This window comes from Aeromonas sp. MR19 (assembly GCF_963899305.1).
Lineage (GTDB): Bacteria > Pseudomonadota > Gammaproteobacteria > Enterobacterales > Aeromonadaceae > Aeromonas > Aeromonas bestiarum.
The window spans coordinates 124,048-141,255 of the sequence record NZ_CAWQWZ010000051.1; the positions used below are offsets into that span (position 1 = coordinate 124,048).

15 protein-coding genes are annotated in these 17,208 nt (G+C 42.9%); all 15 read right to left on the reverse strand.

Annotated elements, in window-relative coordinates:
• Positions 1-28 precede the first annotated feature (28 nt).
• From AACQ95_RS18965 to AACQ95_RS19035, 15 genes are read right to left on the reverse strand one after another with little or no spacing between them, the layout of a single operon-like run.
• The gene (locus AACQ95_RS18965; protein ID WP_241279340.1) at positions 29-778 is read right to left on the reverse strand and encodes a phosphocholine cytidylyltransferase family protein; all 750 of its coding nucleotides are present in this window, start codon (positions 776-778) and stop codon (positions 29-31) included.
• A 6-nt stretch (positions 779-784) separates the two neighbouring features.
• On the reverse strand, positions 785-1,408 hold the full coding sequence (locus AACQ95_RS18970; RefSeq protein ID WP_241279341.1) for a gamma-glutamyl-gamma-aminobutyrate hydrolase family protein: 624 nt from the start codon (positions 1,406-1,408) through the stop codon (positions 785-787).
• 5 nt (positions 1,409-1,413) lie between these two features.
• Positions 1,414-3,813 carry a PEP/pyruvate-binding domain-containing protein gene (locus AACQ95_RS18975; protein WP_241279342.1) on the reverse strand — a complete coding sequence of 800 codons (2,400 nt, stop codon included), beginning with the start codon at positions 3,811-3,813 and terminating at the stop codon, positions 1,414-1,416.
• On the reverse strand, positions 3,806-4,540 hold the full coding sequence (locus tag AACQ95_RS18980; protein ID WP_241279343.1) for a formyltransferase family protein: 735 nt from the start codon (positions 4,538-4,540) through the stop codon (positions 3,806-3,808). The genes AACQ95_RS18975 and AACQ95_RS18980 overlap by 8 nt, the downstream gene beginning before the upstream one ends.
• Before the next feature lies 1 nt (position 4,541).
• Complete coding sequence (locus AACQ95_RS18985) at positions 4,542-5,123, reverse strand: hypothetical protein (protein WP_241279344.1); 582 nt, start codon at positions 5,121-5,123, stop codon at positions 4,542-4,544.
• 3 nt (positions 5,124-5,126) lie between these two features.
• Positions 5,127-5,642 carry an adenylyl-sulfate kinase gene (locus AACQ95_RS18990; RefSeq protein ID WP_241279345.1) on the reverse strand — a complete coding sequence of 172 codons (516 nt, stop codon included), beginning with the start codon at positions 5,640-5,642 and terminating at the stop codon, positions 5,127-5,129.
• 11 nt (positions 5,643-5,653) lie between these two features.
• A complete protein-coding gene (locus tag AACQ95_RS18995) occupies positions 5,654-6,598 on the reverse strand; it encodes a hypothetical protein (protein WP_241279346.1) in 945 nt (314 codons plus the stop codon).
• 14 nt (positions 6,599-6,612) lie between these two features.
• Entirely contained in the window at positions 6,613-8,625 is a 2,013-nt protein-coding gene (locus AACQ95_RS19000) for a hypothetical protein (RefSeq protein WP_241279347.1), read from the reverse strand.
• A gap of 18 nt (positions 8,626-8,643) precedes the next feature.
• Complete coding sequence (locus tag AACQ95_RS19005) at positions 8,644-9,816, reverse strand: hypothetical protein (RefSeq protein ID WP_241279348.1); 1,173 nt, start codon at positions 9,814-9,816, stop codon at positions 8,644-8,646.
• Positions 9,806-10,597 (reverse strand): methyltransferase domain-containing protein, encoded by a 792-nt coding sequence (locus tag AACQ95_RS19010; RefSeq protein WP_241279349.1) that lies wholly within the window; start codon positions 10,595-10,597, stop codon positions 9,806-9,808. The genes AACQ95_RS19005 and AACQ95_RS19010 overlap by 11 nt, the downstream gene beginning before the upstream one ends.
• On the reverse strand, positions 10,590-11,321 hold the full coding sequence (locus AACQ95_RS19015; protein WP_241279350.1) for a hypothetical protein: 732 nt from the start codon (positions 11,319-11,321) through the stop codon (positions 10,590-10,592). The genes AACQ95_RS19010 and AACQ95_RS19015 overlap by 8 nt, the downstream gene beginning before the upstream one ends.
• A 34-nt stretch (positions 11,322-11,355) precedes the next feature.
• Complete coding sequence (locus AACQ95_RS19020; protein ID WP_241279351.1) at positions 11,356-12,675, reverse strand: glycosyltransferase family 2 protein; 1,320 nt, start codon at positions 12,673-12,675, stop codon at positions 11,356-11,358.
• Complete coding sequence (locus tag AACQ95_RS19025; protein WP_241279352.1) at positions 12,676-14,961, reverse strand: HAD family hydrolase; 2,286 nt, start codon at positions 14,959-14,961, stop codon at positions 12,676-12,678. It abuts the gene before it with no gap.
• Positions 14,958-16,133 (reverse strand): UDP-galactopyranose mutase, encoded by a 1,176-nt coding sequence (gene glf / locus AACQ95_RS19030; protein ID WP_241279355.1) that lies wholly within the window; start codon positions 16,131-16,133, stop codon positions 14,958-14,960. The genes AACQ95_RS19025 and glf overlap by 4 nt, the downstream gene beginning before the upstream one ends.
• Positions 16,130-17,101, reverse strand: coding sequence for a glycosyltransferase family 2 protein (locus tag AACQ95_RS19035; protein ID WP_241279356.1), 972 nt, complete (start codon positions 17,099-17,101; stop codon positions 16,130-16,132). The genes glf and AACQ95_RS19035 overlap by 4 nt, the downstream gene beginning before the upstream one ends.
• Positions 17,102-17,208: the final 107 nt, after the last annotated feature.

Consider the following 17,208-nt stretch of genomic DNA (forward strand, 5'->3'; position numbering starts at 1 on the left):
GAACAAAATACAGGCTTCATGGTAAGCGTTATACACGCCAATCATGACTCCAACCAGGCTGCTGAATGATATGTTCATAAAACTCGATATCAGAGGGATTATCCACTTCGACCCAGCCACCATGAATGGGAACTACCGTGATCGTGATGCCTTGTTGAAGTAAAAATCGTAGCAAACTAGTCATATCCAGTTTATCTACTGACACACTATCCAGACCAGCAAGAATATTCCGAACCTGTAACCACCCCGTAGGGCTAAACTTGAGCAAGCCCATGTACTGGCCATTTATCAATGCTCTATCCGAAACACGCTCACCAATACTCAGTAAACGCCCCTGCTCATGCTGAAAACTCTCTGCGTCAGACAAAGGGTCTGTAAAGCGAACGGACCAGAGATCCCACCAATCCACATCAAATGTAATAGAAATATCGCCTGAACTATCGAGCAGATCACTAATAATATCTGAGCGATAAACAATATCGCCATAACTGATGAGGTATGGCTGTGTACTCAATAGTGAATCTACAGACATCAAGCTCCGCACCATATTACTGGTAGCCCAGCGAGGATTATAAATATGATCATCACCGTAGGGGAGCAGCTTGTCACCAGCATAGCCAGTTACCAAATTAATCTTTTGAATGCCTGCAACCTGTAATGCATTGATCTGCCACTCTATTAGCGACTTTCCCGCCAACTGAGTTAAAGGTTTAGGAATCTCACGGGTAAGGTTACCGAGACGGGAACCACGTCCAGCAGCAAGTATAATTGCATCCATAAACTCTCACTTAAATAACCATTGAATTAAATTTCTGTCAAAACTGCTCAGCGTCGCATCACGTTCCGGATGCCACATAATACCGACCTGCAAAAGGCGTTTGTGTACAAAGGCTTCACAGTATCCATCCTCATCAAGTGCAATCGGATCCAGCTCATCAGATAAAGGCATAGATACCACATTATGATGAAATGAATTAACCATAAGAGTGGAGGGATTGGATGAATCAAACCAAAAAGGAAAACGACAAAGTTGAACAGAATGACGTAAGCCCGCAAGTTCAATCTTTGGCGCCGATATGACTTGCCCACCGTGAAACTGACACATTATCTGCATACCACGACAAACCCCCAACACAGGTAATTCATACTTTGTTGCGTACTGCAATAACGCGAATTCACTTTGATCACGAATCGGATCATGCCCTAGGTTTGCACCGCCAGTAAGAATAAGTGCATCAATGCCTTGAGCTTGAACATAATCGGCGGTCTTCAGACCGAGATTAGGAACTAACAACCAGTTCCAGCCAAGAAAATGTAAAAGACTAAACCAATCTCTGGCTAAGCCATCCCTCGCTTCAACATATGATTCCGCAGGACAAGACCGCATGGAAACACCAATTCTCTTCATATCAACTACACCATATTGATGGTTTTATCTTTACAGTTTAAGACTATCTTATAGTTATCTTTTAATTTATTGAATAACTGTTCTCCACAACCGATGGCAGCAGGGATTCCAAACTCGGCACAACGAATAGCCATATGCGAATTAGCGCCCCCAAACTGGGTGACCAAACCAGCGATGTCACGGGTAAAAATCCAGTCATAACCTGGGTCAGCATTTTCAATACAAACAATCTTACCATTGAGCGGCACAGAGGTCGGAGTATCCTGTTTTAAACGAATGCAGACCCCCTCCGCACATTTATGAGTAACATAATTTGGCATGCTTCGATGTAACGGAACGACGAAAACATCATTAACACTAGTGATCAAATGTCCTAACTTGATGGATAATGACTGCTGATATGTAGCTTTTGCTCGTCCTACTTTATCCAATAATACACGGTCCATATCATCCAACGGATGCATAACAAGTAAATCTAGAACAGATGAAATATCAAGATAAGATAAATCATCACGTGATAATCCCATCCCAGCCCCCCAATGTACTAACATCAACAGTGCATCAGATAGGTCTCTAGTAAATATAAGCTTCGCATACTCTCTTGCCTGAATAGCCATTTTTGCATATTCAAATAATTGAGATGAGGTTAACACCCAGCCTCTTGAATCGATCAATTGCTGAGTTGCATCCAATTCAGAATGGGAAAGAGTAAAGGTAGAAGACGACGCATCTGCATGGGATGACCATGTTGCAATCTTATCCATTGAGAATAGATCGTGTCGTTCATCATAACGTAAAGAAGTAATATCATATGTACCAGGACGAAGATGACCAAACTTTGCAAAGAAATCATCTGAGCTCATAGCACCATTACACACAGCCGTATAATCCGAAGTTAATTCAGTAGTAACCGTACTAAATGATTGCCTCCATGCTTGTAAACGTTCGCTCGTGATTGCTCCACAACTGGAAGCTGATCGCAGCATAGCTTCGGCGATAAATGCATGACGAGCAAGAATAGAAAAACAAACAGTCCCATTTTTTCGGCAGTCGGTCAATAGCCTATTAATATTACTCAATTCGGTAAGTTGATAATTAACAGAACGACGGACATCCTGTTGCTTTGCTATAATATTTACCAACTCTAATGTATAAGGTAAACTGCCAACACCAAATCCGAGAATTGCATTTTCGGTTAACACTTTGATAGATTCTACATACTCGTCAAACTGACTTTGGGACAACACCCCAGAATATCTGTCTTCAAAATCTTTTTCAAAACTAAAATCGAAACAGGTCTGTACTATTTCAAACTCAACCTTGTCATGGAACTCAGGATGACGGTTCAACCTGTCTAACCATGCATCAACTAATAAACAAGACACCGAAGCATCTAGCCCTGCAGGAAGGAAGGAATTGAAACTATTCCGTACATCAATATATGGTTGAGAGCCCAACAAAACCATCAGTGCCTTGTATTCAGGATGATGATACCCCATTAGACTACGAGCCTCACTCCATGCAGAATCAGTGATCAATTTCCGATACAGTGAAATTGCTAATGGTCTGGGAGCTGTACCAATAATTTCAGCAGGGTTCCAATCAGGCATTACCCCAAGTAACGTAGTAGCACCATATAAATCACCATCGCGAGCCATCCGTTGGGAGATGAAACGTTGTACATGATTTAATTGTCGCGCAACTCTACGCTCCGTCACAGGATGCCAGATGTTGTACAGGGTGATACGTCTTACCTGGAATATATAAACATCATCTTTATCATCAACAGCGAATTCAATATCGAGAGGAACACTTGAACAGATCAACTCCAGTTCTTTGACCGCAGCTAAGATAGACTGGATACGTGAAGAGCGGAAAATAGATGAGTCAGTATTGCGATAAATAAGAACTGTCTTTTGAACACCAGTCCCCCCTGTGATCGTATCAGTACGGCCACTTTCATCATCGTAGTTAATAACGTAGTAAGGCGCACCATGTTCAAAATCATGCGTCATTACCACACCACTCATTTGTGGCTTCGCTAACATGGGTTGAACAAGCACCTGATTATTGACATTCGAGTTAGAGCCAAAAGATGCAATAACCTGTTGAATGGCATTTATAACAGCTACCTGATCATTAGCTGGTACATTTAAAAGGCTTGTAAATGCACCGGCCATGGAGTGCTGAAATCCATCTTCATTTTGTGCACTACTTCTAATAATTAATGCGTCATAATTTCCCATCAAATTAATTGAGTCTAGAACCCAAGGTTTATCAGTATTCCATTGACCAACATTGAAATAGAAAATAGGTAATACTTTAGACGACTTCACGATCGGTCTGAGACTGGTTAAAGTTTCAGCTTTAGTACCAAAGACAAATCCACCCTGATGACTAATCATATTTATCTCCTCCTTTATCGCACAAAGATAACGCAATGTGCTTAAGTAAAGGGTGAATAACATAATAGGGTTGGTTTACTTCAACTTGGGATTCAGAGCTGTATTCTTTATCGCCAGTTATCCACCCCCTCATATAATCAACGAGCAGATCAGCTCGTATCGCACTGTCATAGAGATAATCAACATCGATATTTTCAGGAGGTAACGGATACATTTTTCTAAGTAAAATTGGTCCAGTATCAATATTCTCGTCAAGAAATATTGCACTCGCAGCACATTGTTGCTGGTCTAGTACCTGATAATATAAAGTGGTACTACCGCGATATTCAGGAAGCAAACCAGAGTGAATATGTAATACCTTAGTCAATGAGAGAATTGATGCTGGGACTATTTGTCCACCATATCCGGAATAAACCAACAAGTCCATCTTTTGAATATTAAGAATGGAATACAACGATTCTGAACTAAGTTCTATTTCATCACAGCAGAGATAACGCCACCCGAGTCGCGAAAGTGTTGACTCGAGCTCAATTGATAGATCTGGTAACCATACCGAACAATTAAAAAGACGACTGTCGAGTTGACGTCGACTATGAATGTTTGAGGATTTTTTACCATAAATAATTACAATTGCAGGTACTATTCCCGCAGCAGCAAGTGCCTGAACATACGCACTACTGCGTGCAGTTCTGGCACATAGCATTACAAATGTTCGATTTGGCAACATATTAACTCCTGTCGATAAGACGGATAATGCAAATTTTTTCTTCTTTTAGTATCCACGACAGTTGAGCCCGTTGCTGAACACTAAACATTTTAACTGCTGAACATAAAGTATCACATACTTTAAGTAAGCAGTTTAGTTTTCTAGTATCATTTCCCATCAACTGACATGACCTAACCAAACTCTCAGCAAACAATAGATATACTGAATAGTTACTAAAATCGGAGGTCTTCACCGCTTTGTTAGGAAATATATTATCATATGCTTCGTATAATCTTTTGCTTACCTCAAATTTTCTAACCAACATCCATACATAGTTATCAATTTCTTTATCCAGTGGATTTTTATTGCGTAAAAAATAAATCACCAGGTATAGAGAGGATACGGTATCACCGAAATCGACTGTTCGAGTCATAGGTCGAGTCATAGGCTGCAAACTTGGAACAGATGGTGCTGGTAGTGACGAAATAATATCAGCTCGATGGGTAGTCCAAGCATCTATAAACTCAGTACCAATACATTCAGAGTATTGGTAAGTTTGGGGATTGGCTAGTAGATCACCGCTTGCGTATTGATACTTGTACATTGTCTATTTAGTCACCATTTTATAAATATCATCTGCATAAGCAACAATATCATCTGAATTAAAACTATTTTTTATCACCATATCTGGATTAACTGGAGCATTGTAATGGATATCCATACCAACGACATTTTTTTTTATTCCCTTCAAAGCTGGACGATATAGATTTTTATTGTCACGAGAAATTAGCACATCTACATCTACATCAATAAATACTTCATAAAACTCAGTATACCTATCGCGATTCATTGTAACAATATCAGGAAACATAGAGATCACACAACATACTACATCGATACCTTGCCGATCTAACCACCCACAGAGCTCATGCATGCGTTCTGCACTAATTCGACGGCCTTGCTCTGAATAATCACGAGTCGCATCATTATGTTGAAATATTTCTCTAATTTCATCTCCATCAATAAAAACTGTTGCCGTATTGACCAACTTCATCCGCTTATGTAAAGCCTGTCCAATTGTCGATTTACCTGAACCAGATAATCCAACTAGCCATATAACCATATATATTGCTCCTATATCTTATCTAGCACAGCATCCAGTTTTGTCCAAGACCAGTATTCATCATCGTTCCGATGGGCAAGCGTCAAAATTTCTTCAGGTTGTTCCCTGAAGGCATTGATCCAATCTACTTGTCTCTTGATATATTTTTCTGAAAGCTCAGCACAGCACACCATCGCTTCAAAATAAAACGACTTCCCATTATTTCTAACGCCGGCATTATTTCTAATCCATATGTCTTTCCCCTCCATTTTCACCATTTCGTAAAAAGAAAGGAATTCACGTTTTGATAGATACTTTACATTTTTACCAGTACCTATTTGGGTTGAAATATCATTGCTCATGCTAAATGAATAATCGAATATAGAAATTTTCTTTCTCCGAGTTAGATTAAATAACTCATCAGCACTCCGAACCGCATAAAGCAATGTAATACCCTTAGCAAAAAATACATCTTGGTCAGGTTGGATTATATTCAGCTCATTCACAACACTAACATGATAATCATTATGCAGTTGAAGCGCTGTGAAGTTGAAGAACTCAGAAATATCAACCCCCTGCCACAAAACATCGCCTAATATACATGGAGAAGTAATGCCTAAGTATTTAAAGTTAAACTTCTGGATGAATGACATAGCATCGATGCACCCAAACAACGTCTGACCTAATTCAAAGAACGAATTACCAGCGACTTCAAGAGCTAATAGCTTATTATTGTTAACTATGAAATCGTCATGATGATGGATCTCGTTTTGATAGATATTGAGCATTCGTTCATGGTCTGCATGGGATAGCTCTTTCAGCATTTTCTTATATGCATAGATGTCATTAGAATACCTCGCATGCATCAACCATTCATACGCTTTATCATGATCTTTGTAATCATATATGCAACGCTTACCAGTAGCAGGATCTATACTACCAAATTCAAGATAGCTGAATGGCTCGTTGTTTATCATCTTTATAACCTCAATTACACATCATCAGACAATTTGCTGAAATTGGTAGATATATAATGATCATGCCAAAGATATATGCCCCCTCGAAATTGTAATTCTGTTCTCAGATAGATGTAAATATCTAGGAAATATTTATGCGAACAGATAAGCAGGTCACTAGACTCAATATCAATGATGTCTACTATAGACTGCCCTGGCAATACTGTCATACCATGGAATGGTTTACCCACTTTATCTTCAGAAGAGTCAAAGATATAGTTAATTTTAAAATTACCACCGGATGAAATATTCCAGTTTAAAAAACCGTCAGCAATTTCACCGGCACAATATAGTGAAAGAATCCCAGACTTCAATATAGTCCCATCATCTAAAGACTCAACAAGATATGATGACTGGATTACAGTGGAATAATCATCAACACTAGAAAAATAATTATAACACTTCAGCTCTTCATCACTACACTCTAAGTTCCGTTGTTTCAACTCCGTCCAGTGTGCAATGAACAAGTCACTACCATATTGTTGCCACCATCTACATGCACTGGCTTGCAAAGGTGATGTAAATTGGTGGTGGTGAATTAATCTATAAAGAGCACGAAAAGCAAGAGACCAATATTCACCTTCATAGCTAAAACAACGCCGACATGCTTCAGCTAGGAATAAAAGAAACTCAGCCCGTTCAGGAAATTCATCTACTAATAATAGTGCAAATTTATGAAACGGTTGTTGAACAAACAGCGAATAATACCTTAATAAAATTTCTGCTGACAGATGCTTACTTGTTGCAAGAGAGAACTTGGAAAATTCATTGTTATTCAATTCGTCTGAAGAGAGTAAGCTGGCCAAGAACTTTATTGAACAACCAATATGTGGAACTCCTGATTTTTTTGCATATTCGTATCGGTTTTTATAACTAAGAGTCTGCGTTGAAGACAATGCGGTATTGATATATTCTTTGAGTTTAGAATATGTGCAGGCGATATATTCCCTTTCTTTCAATCTATCAATGGCCGGCAATGAAAATTTACCAGATAATGGTGAAAAAATAACTCCATATCCGCCGGATGCAATAAATATATGATCTTGATAAGCTCTATGTGTAACCATTACTGCAGCATCAGAGTAATCGACAACATAGCTACTATCTGTACTGTAGAAAAAGTTCTTGAATGCTGAGAAGTGTTCAACGATATCAAGGATTAGTTGATTATTTTTATATTTTGGATACGGTCTAAATATTAACTTATTGTTTGGAAAGTTAGTGAGAATAAACTCTATCGTTGGACGAATATAGTCAACGACCCAATCTTCCTCCATAGAAAAGTGCGACAAATGATAGACAATACTAGTAGCTTTTATTTTTTTTTCTTTTAATAAATCAAGAAACTGATCTAGCTTTGGCACTCCAAAAGGCACTAAAGAAACTGATGGAGCTTGATGAAGCATTAGACATTTTGCATAACATCGTTTTATCAGCTGTTCAGGGTCATAACAATTTATACTTTTTGCAGTTAGCAGATAATCAAATTCATATGCACCACCAAATAAGTATAGAGACATATCAAGGTCAACATCAATCCCATGTGTCACTCCTATTTTATATACTTGCTTCGGTAGATTGGATTTATATGTCATATAGTTTTCCAACATTACCGCAGCATAAATAAAATCAAAGTGTTTTATATGATCACCACAACATATAAATACATTTAGATCCTTGAAGTTTTGCTGATACCACTCTGGAGTGGCGATGAACTCCTCATAAGTGATCAACGCAAAAGGTATAAAACGATTATCCCTATAATGGTGAAGTTGCTTCAAGATATCGACTAACTGATGTGCATATGCTGATGGATAGAATCTGAATGCAACAAGTCTTGCGTTTTTCCCTAATACTCTCAATGCAACACATGCTTTATCAAAACAAACTTTAAAATCTTCTGGGTTGGTACCATTGACATTGTAGGACACCAATGTATTGGATTTCCTGACAAAGTCTATCATTAAGTGTGGCGATTCTTTTCCCATCAATATTTATATTCCATCTTATGGAAGCACTATTTCACGCAATAATTTAAAAACGTTAACTGCTCTACCAATAAATCCATAACTCTGCGTATACTGCCCCTCTCGCCATAGCGATCTTTTAATAATTCCATATCGAAATCGCCTCAACTTATCTCTTTCACGCAGCTTTACTTCTAGGTCATGTGGAATAATCACATGCATTGATTCATCATTGACATCATTTTTTCTTCTATTAGGTGACAGACACCGGACAACCGCAATTGATGGATTTGCAAGAAAATAGTTTAGTCTATTTAAAATACGATTTAGATTTTTTTTCTCGCCACTTTCAATGAAATCAATGATCGAATTAATTCGATCATCATCACTCACATACTCACGAATCATTACTTTATCCGTATATTCAGTCAAAGATGGAATCCCTGATGGTTCCAGTAATTCTTCAATAAGATGCCAATGCCGCAAGACACAGGTATGAGGATGTTTATAGTTTGCTTTTTGCGCTTCTCCCATCAATCCGTAGCACTTATCGAGATGTGTTACAGGTCTAACCTTATTGTAGTTTGAAAGATATACGAATGCCCCTACTACATTTTTATGTGGATACAAACCCGCCAACAATTCCACTGTCAAGCCGTATAATCCTGAGTCGACTATAATGACATTGATGTCATCACCAGAATTAATAATACAGTCCAGTTTCATTTTTTGTTGTTTAAAATAGGAAGAAATTTGCTGCTCTATAGGTAAGGCTTCATCTATTTCAAACCATTCTTTTATAACACCTGGGGTGATAATCTTCTCTTGCAATTTTTTTGGCACTAATTGAAGGTATGTACTAACATCAAAGTACTCGGAGTCACGCCCCAGTCGAGTTATTAAATAGTTTAAGGTCTTTCCATAGAATACGCTATTACAGAGATGGCCAGTCCACATGGGTTCTTCTCCAAACCCTGCCTTTATAGCGGCCAATCTTGAAACAGGAAATAATTCACACTGATATGTTTGGTTAATATTTCTCTGTTTGACATATGCAGAGAAAAATTTATATAAGACGTAGCCGGCTCGTGTCGAAAAATACAATTTTGTTTTTCCCTGCGAGCCATACATTTCTGCCAGGCTATGTAGTCGCTGACACCACGCTAAAAAATACGGTCCAAATATCTCCGCATATACATTTTCAGAATTCATTGTTATACTTATCTCCATATGTTACCTCTTCACTGAGCACATTTGGATCTAAATCTTTCACACGAAGATAATATGCAAGATCTCTATTATATTCAGCGTTGGTAATACCTCCAGCTCTGTTAATCGCCCACAGATATAGCTCTGGATGAATGATAGATATAGGGCTCTCTATGGATGATTCAATTTTCATATTGAATTTTTCTTCTGCGCCTTCACGAATAAACACTAACAAATTTTGCTTATACCAAAAATTGATACCTCGTTGATTCCAAATTCGGTGGCGAAGTAAATCATAGCATCGGAAACCCTTAGAGCTAAACAGCTGAGCCCAATAGGATGGCCAGTTTTCAGTTTGATGACCGGTTCCCCCTTGATAGGGAATCGCAGCCGAGAAAAGAACAAGATCACTATGCTGAATTATATTCTCGATAAATACGCCGTGTTTCTCGAAGGGAAGATGTTCTGCAACCTCCAGTGACATAGCCAAGTCAAACCGTTGTCCACAATTGAAAGGCTTTGTAACATCGACAGCATGCCAATTATCATCAGGAATCATCAACATATCTTTAGCAGCCGGAGAACCCTCCATCCCGTATATTTTATTTATTCCGAGATTTTGAGCCGCGGAAAGCCAAGATCCTGTTCCGCATCCAACATCTATGACTGACTGAATACCAGGAAACAGTGACAGCATGTGTTTCAATACACACTCTGCAGAACGATACGAAGCCATGGCCTGATCATCATAAAATCCATGAGTGTAAACTTCTTTATTAGGCATACGCATTACTCCTTAACCATAGTTTATCAAACCATTTGAATGCATCTTCGAGAATATAGAACTTAGCACTTCGCGGTGTATGTAATGCGTTTACGCCTGCGGCAATTGCATTGTTATAATCGGCCGAATAGTTATCACCGAGATGCAATATTTCTTCAGCGCTCACGTTATATTTATTACTTAACCAAGGGAAAGCGGTGCCTTGGTGTTTAGATACCCCAGACTCACAACTGACAAATAGATCGAATGGAAGATCCACACTATTCCTCAATAACAATGTGTTGATAATTTCTGTTGACAGATACATGTCGCTAAAAAAAACAACTTTGATACCGCGTTGGGCTTGCGCCTTCAGCCAACTATATAGGTCTTCATTCAATGCTAAGACGTCACTCTCAACTGCTAATTCTGCATCTAATAACTTCTGCAGGCTAATCAAGTCATCACCCAACATAGATAACTGAACACCAAGAATCTCTTGGATAGTTGGCTCTTTATTAAGTTGTTTTTGTTGATATAAACGGTATAACCAATGATGAGACATGTATCTAGATATAAAAATATCTCGCACATTGCTTTTTATTTCTGGGCATAGCTCTTTTATCTTTTTAGCTGCCAACATAAAACGTCGCTCTTCGCTATATCCGTTTCTAAGAAGCAAAGTGTCAAAGATATCAACCGATATAATTCTGATCCCCTTACCTAGAGGTAGATCCATATCCATGTTATTTCCTTATGGTCGATTTATATCAAAATAACTACAGCAGCTCGATCGATTTTGATCGTTCTTCGATATACATTCTGATCTCACTCTTGTAGGCAAAAGACGCAATTACTATTCCGGTGCAACTATTTTCGTCTATCGAAGAGGGGGCAGACACCGCTACACTATCTATTGAACTTATAGCACGCCAGCTCTTATCATAAATGGCTACAGGTTTGAATCCAGCTGCAGAAATTATTCTAACCAAACGTTTACCTATCTCACCAGCACCATATATTGCAAGTTTATCCTTGTGTTTGGCTGCCATTTTCATTACATCGATAATATATTGATCGCTAAAGCCATTGAACGCCTGCATCAGTGTCACACGATGATCAATAATTGATTGTGGATGTAACGTCGTATTGGCTGTATTCAGTGCTTTCTTAGCCGAAAGCAACTCAGCCAACACGCGGGACTCAGGAAAACTACGAAGGTGTTCTACAATAAAGTTCTGGCTCGTACTATCCATTTCTATCTTGCCATACTTCACTATATTTTCAAGTTTTATAATAACTGAACAAAGATTAGACCTATACTCTTGCATTGTAACCCTGAGTATATTGCAAAGAGCGGTCAGGACTACATTAAAATCAGTTAACTTAAATGAATGAGTTAAATATTGATTAACATTATATGACCATACAGCGGCACGTGTTTTATCCATCCGGTCTCTTACCGTTGACATAGAACCTTCTCGGCGATAATAAACTACACCTACCGAATGATGCGTGATTAGCTCAGCCCCTTGAATTACTCTTCGCAAAATAAAATCATAGTCTTCATGACCACCATCTACACGGCTGTCTTGAGAAAAGCCCCCACAGGCACGGACTTCATTTGTCCGGAATAGATAGATATGAGGAGGACCAATATTCACTATTAACAATGCCGATAAAGCATCACCAAATGCAGGAATAATATCAGCTTCTTTTCCCGTATCTTCGTTTACCTCACGAAATCCAATACAGCCAATTGTATTCTCCGATGCCATCATGGCTACTTGATTAGCAATACATTCTGGTAATAGCTCATCATCCGAATCAAGAAACTTGATATAACTGCCGTTTGCCGCTTTCAATCCAGTATTACGAGCTGCTGATAAGCCTTGGTTTTTTTGCTTCAATAAGACCAGTGGAAAACTGTATTCCTCTTGTTCGATGTTTATCGCAGGTTCACTTCCATCATCAACAATGATGACTTCAATAGCATCATATGTTTGACGCTGTACAGAGCGTAATGCACGAGAGAGCAAATGCCCTTGTTGATAACAAGGAATAACAATTGTCACCAGTTGATTTTTTTTGTTCTTCATTTAAACGCAGCCTTTATAAGTGAATATATCTACGACACGCGAGGAATTATCATAGGTCGACTTTATTGACCTAATTATTTCATTGCAGAATGCTCTAGACGCTACGCTATAGGTTTTTAAATTCAGATTTGACGCCTCAGCCAGTGTAATAACCTTGATACCATTCATATATAAAGAGCCTCGATCTGCTCTTCGGTCGATAATATGGGTTACGCGAATACCATGTTTTATTAAAACATCATAAACTCGCAATCCTAGGTCTCCGGCTCCGTAAAGCGCCGTTTCATCTATGTTCTTTTCTTGCAAGAGCTGCAGCAACAAAGGAGCCACCTTCTCATCATCTTGGTAGGTGGCCAACTCTCCACAAAGCTGCAATTGATCCGGGAATGCAAGAGCCACGGTACCTGGATACCAAAAACAGGTCTGGAGGATAGGATGAACTCCATCCAATAAAAGCTGGTATGCTTGTTCACCTGAGCTGACACTATCTTTGAGCGACATGATGTCGCGTTGTGACACTAAGGGGGTGCTTTCCCCTGCGGCCAGAGGAATAGGTAAATCAGCCAGAATGCACGCTTCTTGCCATATTGGATAAATAATCAGACGGTACAGGATGGCAACAAAGTGCTGTCGATCAGATAAGGATGGCCCCTGTTCAAGCCAACCCGCTTCTGTGGCTAGTTTCCCCCAGGACAAAATCGTTTTGGTGAAGTTATCCAGATCAACCCCATGCCGAATAGATTCATCTGGCCGTAGCACGCCGACAGGAGTGATTCCCCCCCCATCCTCCCGCTGATACGCCCGGGTTGAATTAAGAACACCATTAAGCAGAATCTCGCTCACTTCCGGATAAGCAGCCAGTTGAGTTGCCCATACTTTGCACGCCGCAGGCTGAAACACATGCAGTTTTTGACTCAATGCCACCCGGCTCGCACGCGGACTGGCATAGAACATGAAGTAGGTGACGTCATCCAGCCCCGCCAGCTGATGGAGATTTTGCAACAGGCTGCCACCACACCCCCAGTCGAGAATGGCGATCTCAGGCGCGTTTTTTACCCCCTGCTGCACAAGGTATTGCAGCAACCACTGCCGCTGCTGCTGCAAGTGGGCAACAATCTGCGGCCGGACACGTTCCAACCAGCTCAGCACCTCACTCCAAAGTGGAGTTTGTACCAGCGCAGACAAGGTACAAAGCCGGTGCTGGAACCACCTCGGTGAACACTCAAGTCCCAGATCCTCAAGCAATTCGGCCAGCGTATATCCGCGGCGCTCACAGAGCTGCTGCACAAGATCCAGCGACCACTTTCGACTGGGCAGAAAGCTGGAACGCCGGGAGACTGCCAGCGTCTTGACAGTCAGCGTATGCCCAGAAATTTGCTGAATAAGACGTGCGATGACATCTCCTTCACGCAACAGGCAGAACAACGTGGAGACCCCCTGTTGCTGACAGCAAACGATAAGCCAGCGAGCAAATGCGTAGAGCAGCGGCGCATAGACACGACTGGATATTCCTGAACTGGCCGAGCCATCATTCAACCAGCGCCATTGCCGCCGCAATCGCTCCAAGCCTGGAATGCAAAGAGGAAACAAACGTTGCTCGTATTTCAATTGAGCCAGGTAATCATCCCCCAAACCGACATGACAGGCACTTAGCCCGGAGGCCTTTGCCATCTGCAGGTCGGCAATCTTGTCATCCCCAATGTGCAATACCGATTCGGGCTGCCATTGCTGGGCGGCCAACAGACGCTGATACAGTCGGCCATCCTGTTTGCTGGCCTGATATTCGCCGGAAATATAGATCTCGTGCAGCAACAGCTGCGGAGCCTTGGCACTGAAGAAACGCTGCACCAGACTGGCAGGCAAATACATATCGGAGAGCAGCACGATCAAAAGGCCACGCTGTTGCTGACTGACCAGCCAATCTGCCAGAACCGAGTTAAGCCGCCAGTTGTCGTATTCCAACTGCAGCTCCAGCTGGGTCAACAGCTCCCCCTGCGCGCTGTGCCAGCAAGCATAGATGTGCTCTAGCCGTACCTCTCTGTGACCTTCTCGCTGCATCATCTGACGCCGCGCCATCGATTCAGCCTCTTTACGGTATTCCACAAAGGCATCGGGATCGTCATTGCAAAGAATACCTAACTGGTAAGCCTTTACTGCCAGCTGTTGCCAGAGTTGCTCGACTGTCCCGGCATGACGGAAGATCAGGGTATCGAATACATCACATGAAATGGCAGTGATCGACTGAGATTGTAGAGCTGCATTCAATTCAGATAGATAACGACTCACTCAACTCCCTCCCTAGGCGATAAACGCAGGCACCTGAAGTTTTGCAACGCATTATCCACCGCATCATCCATATCAAAATAGCGATATTCGGCAAGGCGCCCCAGGGCAATCAATTGCGGGAACTGGGCCAACTCATCGCGGCAAGCCTGATAATTCTGTTTGGCCATATCGGTAAACAGCGGGTAGTAAGGCTCCAGCCCCTGCCCTGGCGCATAGGCACAGGGATATTCATAAACAATGCTGGTACCGGGATGTTGCTGCCCTGTCAGATGCTTGAATTCGGTGATGCGGGTATAGGCCTCTTCATTCGGGTAATTGACCGTGGTCACCGGCTGAAATTGGGCTTGCGGCAGATGACAGTGCTCAAAGCGCAGCGAGCGATACGGCAGATCATAGTGATCCTCCGGCATCAGCTGATCCAGCATGCCGGTATAGACCAAGGGTCCGGCAAAAGGCACGCCATCCAGCAGTATCCGTTTCTGTTGCCAATCCAGGCAAACATGGGATCCCATGGGGGTGGAGAGCCTGACCTCAATCAAGGGGTTCGCCAGCATGCGCTCGAACATGGCGGTGTAGCCCTGCTCGGGCACCGCCTGCCAGGGATCGATGAAGTAACGGTCATCACGATTGACGACGACCGGCACTCGCGCAGTGACCTCGGGCGAGACCTGCTCTGGTGATACACCCCACTGCTTGCTGGTGTAGTTGACGAAGGCACGCTCATAGATGAACTGGGCCAGCTCAGCCAGCAGGGGCTCAGCTTCCTGCCGCAGTGCCATGATGGGCACTCTGGCCCCCTCACCGAACCTGGCCTGAAGAGCCTCAATCATGGCCGCTGCCTTCTCGGCCGGGAAGCAACGCTCTATGCTGGTCAGGTTGAACGGGATGGGCACCAACTGACCATCGATCCGTGACAGCACACGATGCTCGTAAGGCCGCCAGGCGGTAAACTGCGACAGGTAATCCCACACTTCCCGCTTGTCGGTATGAAACAGGTGCGGTCCATAGCGATGGATCAGCACCCCATGCTCGTCATACTCGTCGAAGCAGTTGCCGCCTATATGGTCGCGCTGTTCCAGCACCAGTACCTTCCAGCCAAGCTGGCTGGCCATTCGCTCCGCCATGACGGCGCCGGACAGCCCGGCTCCGATGACAATCGCCTGATAACTCACGCTGCATCTCCAAACAGTTGTTGCACAACGCCGGCCGGATTGGTGCGCCCCTCCCACGCCAGCTGGTGCCGCTCGTCGAAAAACCAGCCCGGTGCCAGCGTGGCCACCTCGCTCACCGACTGCTCAAGCAGGTTGAGAAAACGGGCGTAGTCTCCCTGCCGCAAGAAATAGAGCGCGGCAGAGTAGTAGTGATGGGCACGCCCCTGGGCAATGGTCACAGGATCGGCGCCAAAGTCACCGGCATTGTCGCAAGCCCGCAGCAGGTCGCGCAGCGACTGCTCACGGCGCTCGGCCGATTTGCGGGTCTGCCCGCCAAAGCTCTGGGTGTGGAAGCGATAACGTCCCAGCAGCTCGGGGATAAAGTCGAGGGTTCCCGGGTTGAGAGAGAGATTCAGAATATGCCAGGGGTAATCGAGGATGATCTTGCACCCCTCGTCGATGGCATTTTCCATCCCCTCATAGCGCCGAAACATGATGGAGCTGGCATTGACGAAGACCCCGAACCGGATCAAGGCCTCTCGCGTCATCACGGGTTCGAGATGCCGGCTGTTGTAGTAGTCACGGGTAAACAACTTGATCCGTGCCCCTGTCTCATCATCGAACATCTCGGCTTCGTGGTAGCAGAGGGTGCAACCCGGGTGTGCATCCAGATACTCGGCCTGGCGCTGCAGCTTGTCCGGCAGGGCCAGATCATCCCCATCCACATAGGCGAGATAGTCACCCCTTGCCTCTGCAAGCAACCGCTTCTGGGTCTTGGCCAGCCCCATGTTCTGTTCGTTCTGCAGAATGCGCAGTGTCGGCCACTGCCGCGCCAGCCGCTGCAAGATAGCCCAGGAGTCATCATTCGAGCCGTCATCGATGGCGATCACCTCGAACTCGAAATCCGTTTGCTGCTCGAGCAGGCTGAGCAGGCAGGGTTCGATGAAGCGCGCCAGATTGTAGACAGGCACCAATACGCTGACTTTCATAGGGAAATCCAAGAGAAGATGAGTAGAAAAGAAGCTGATGGGAGAAAATGGGCAAGGCTACCGCACGGTCCCTGTCAACCCTTCCCCCCTCTCTGTCAGGTTTTACT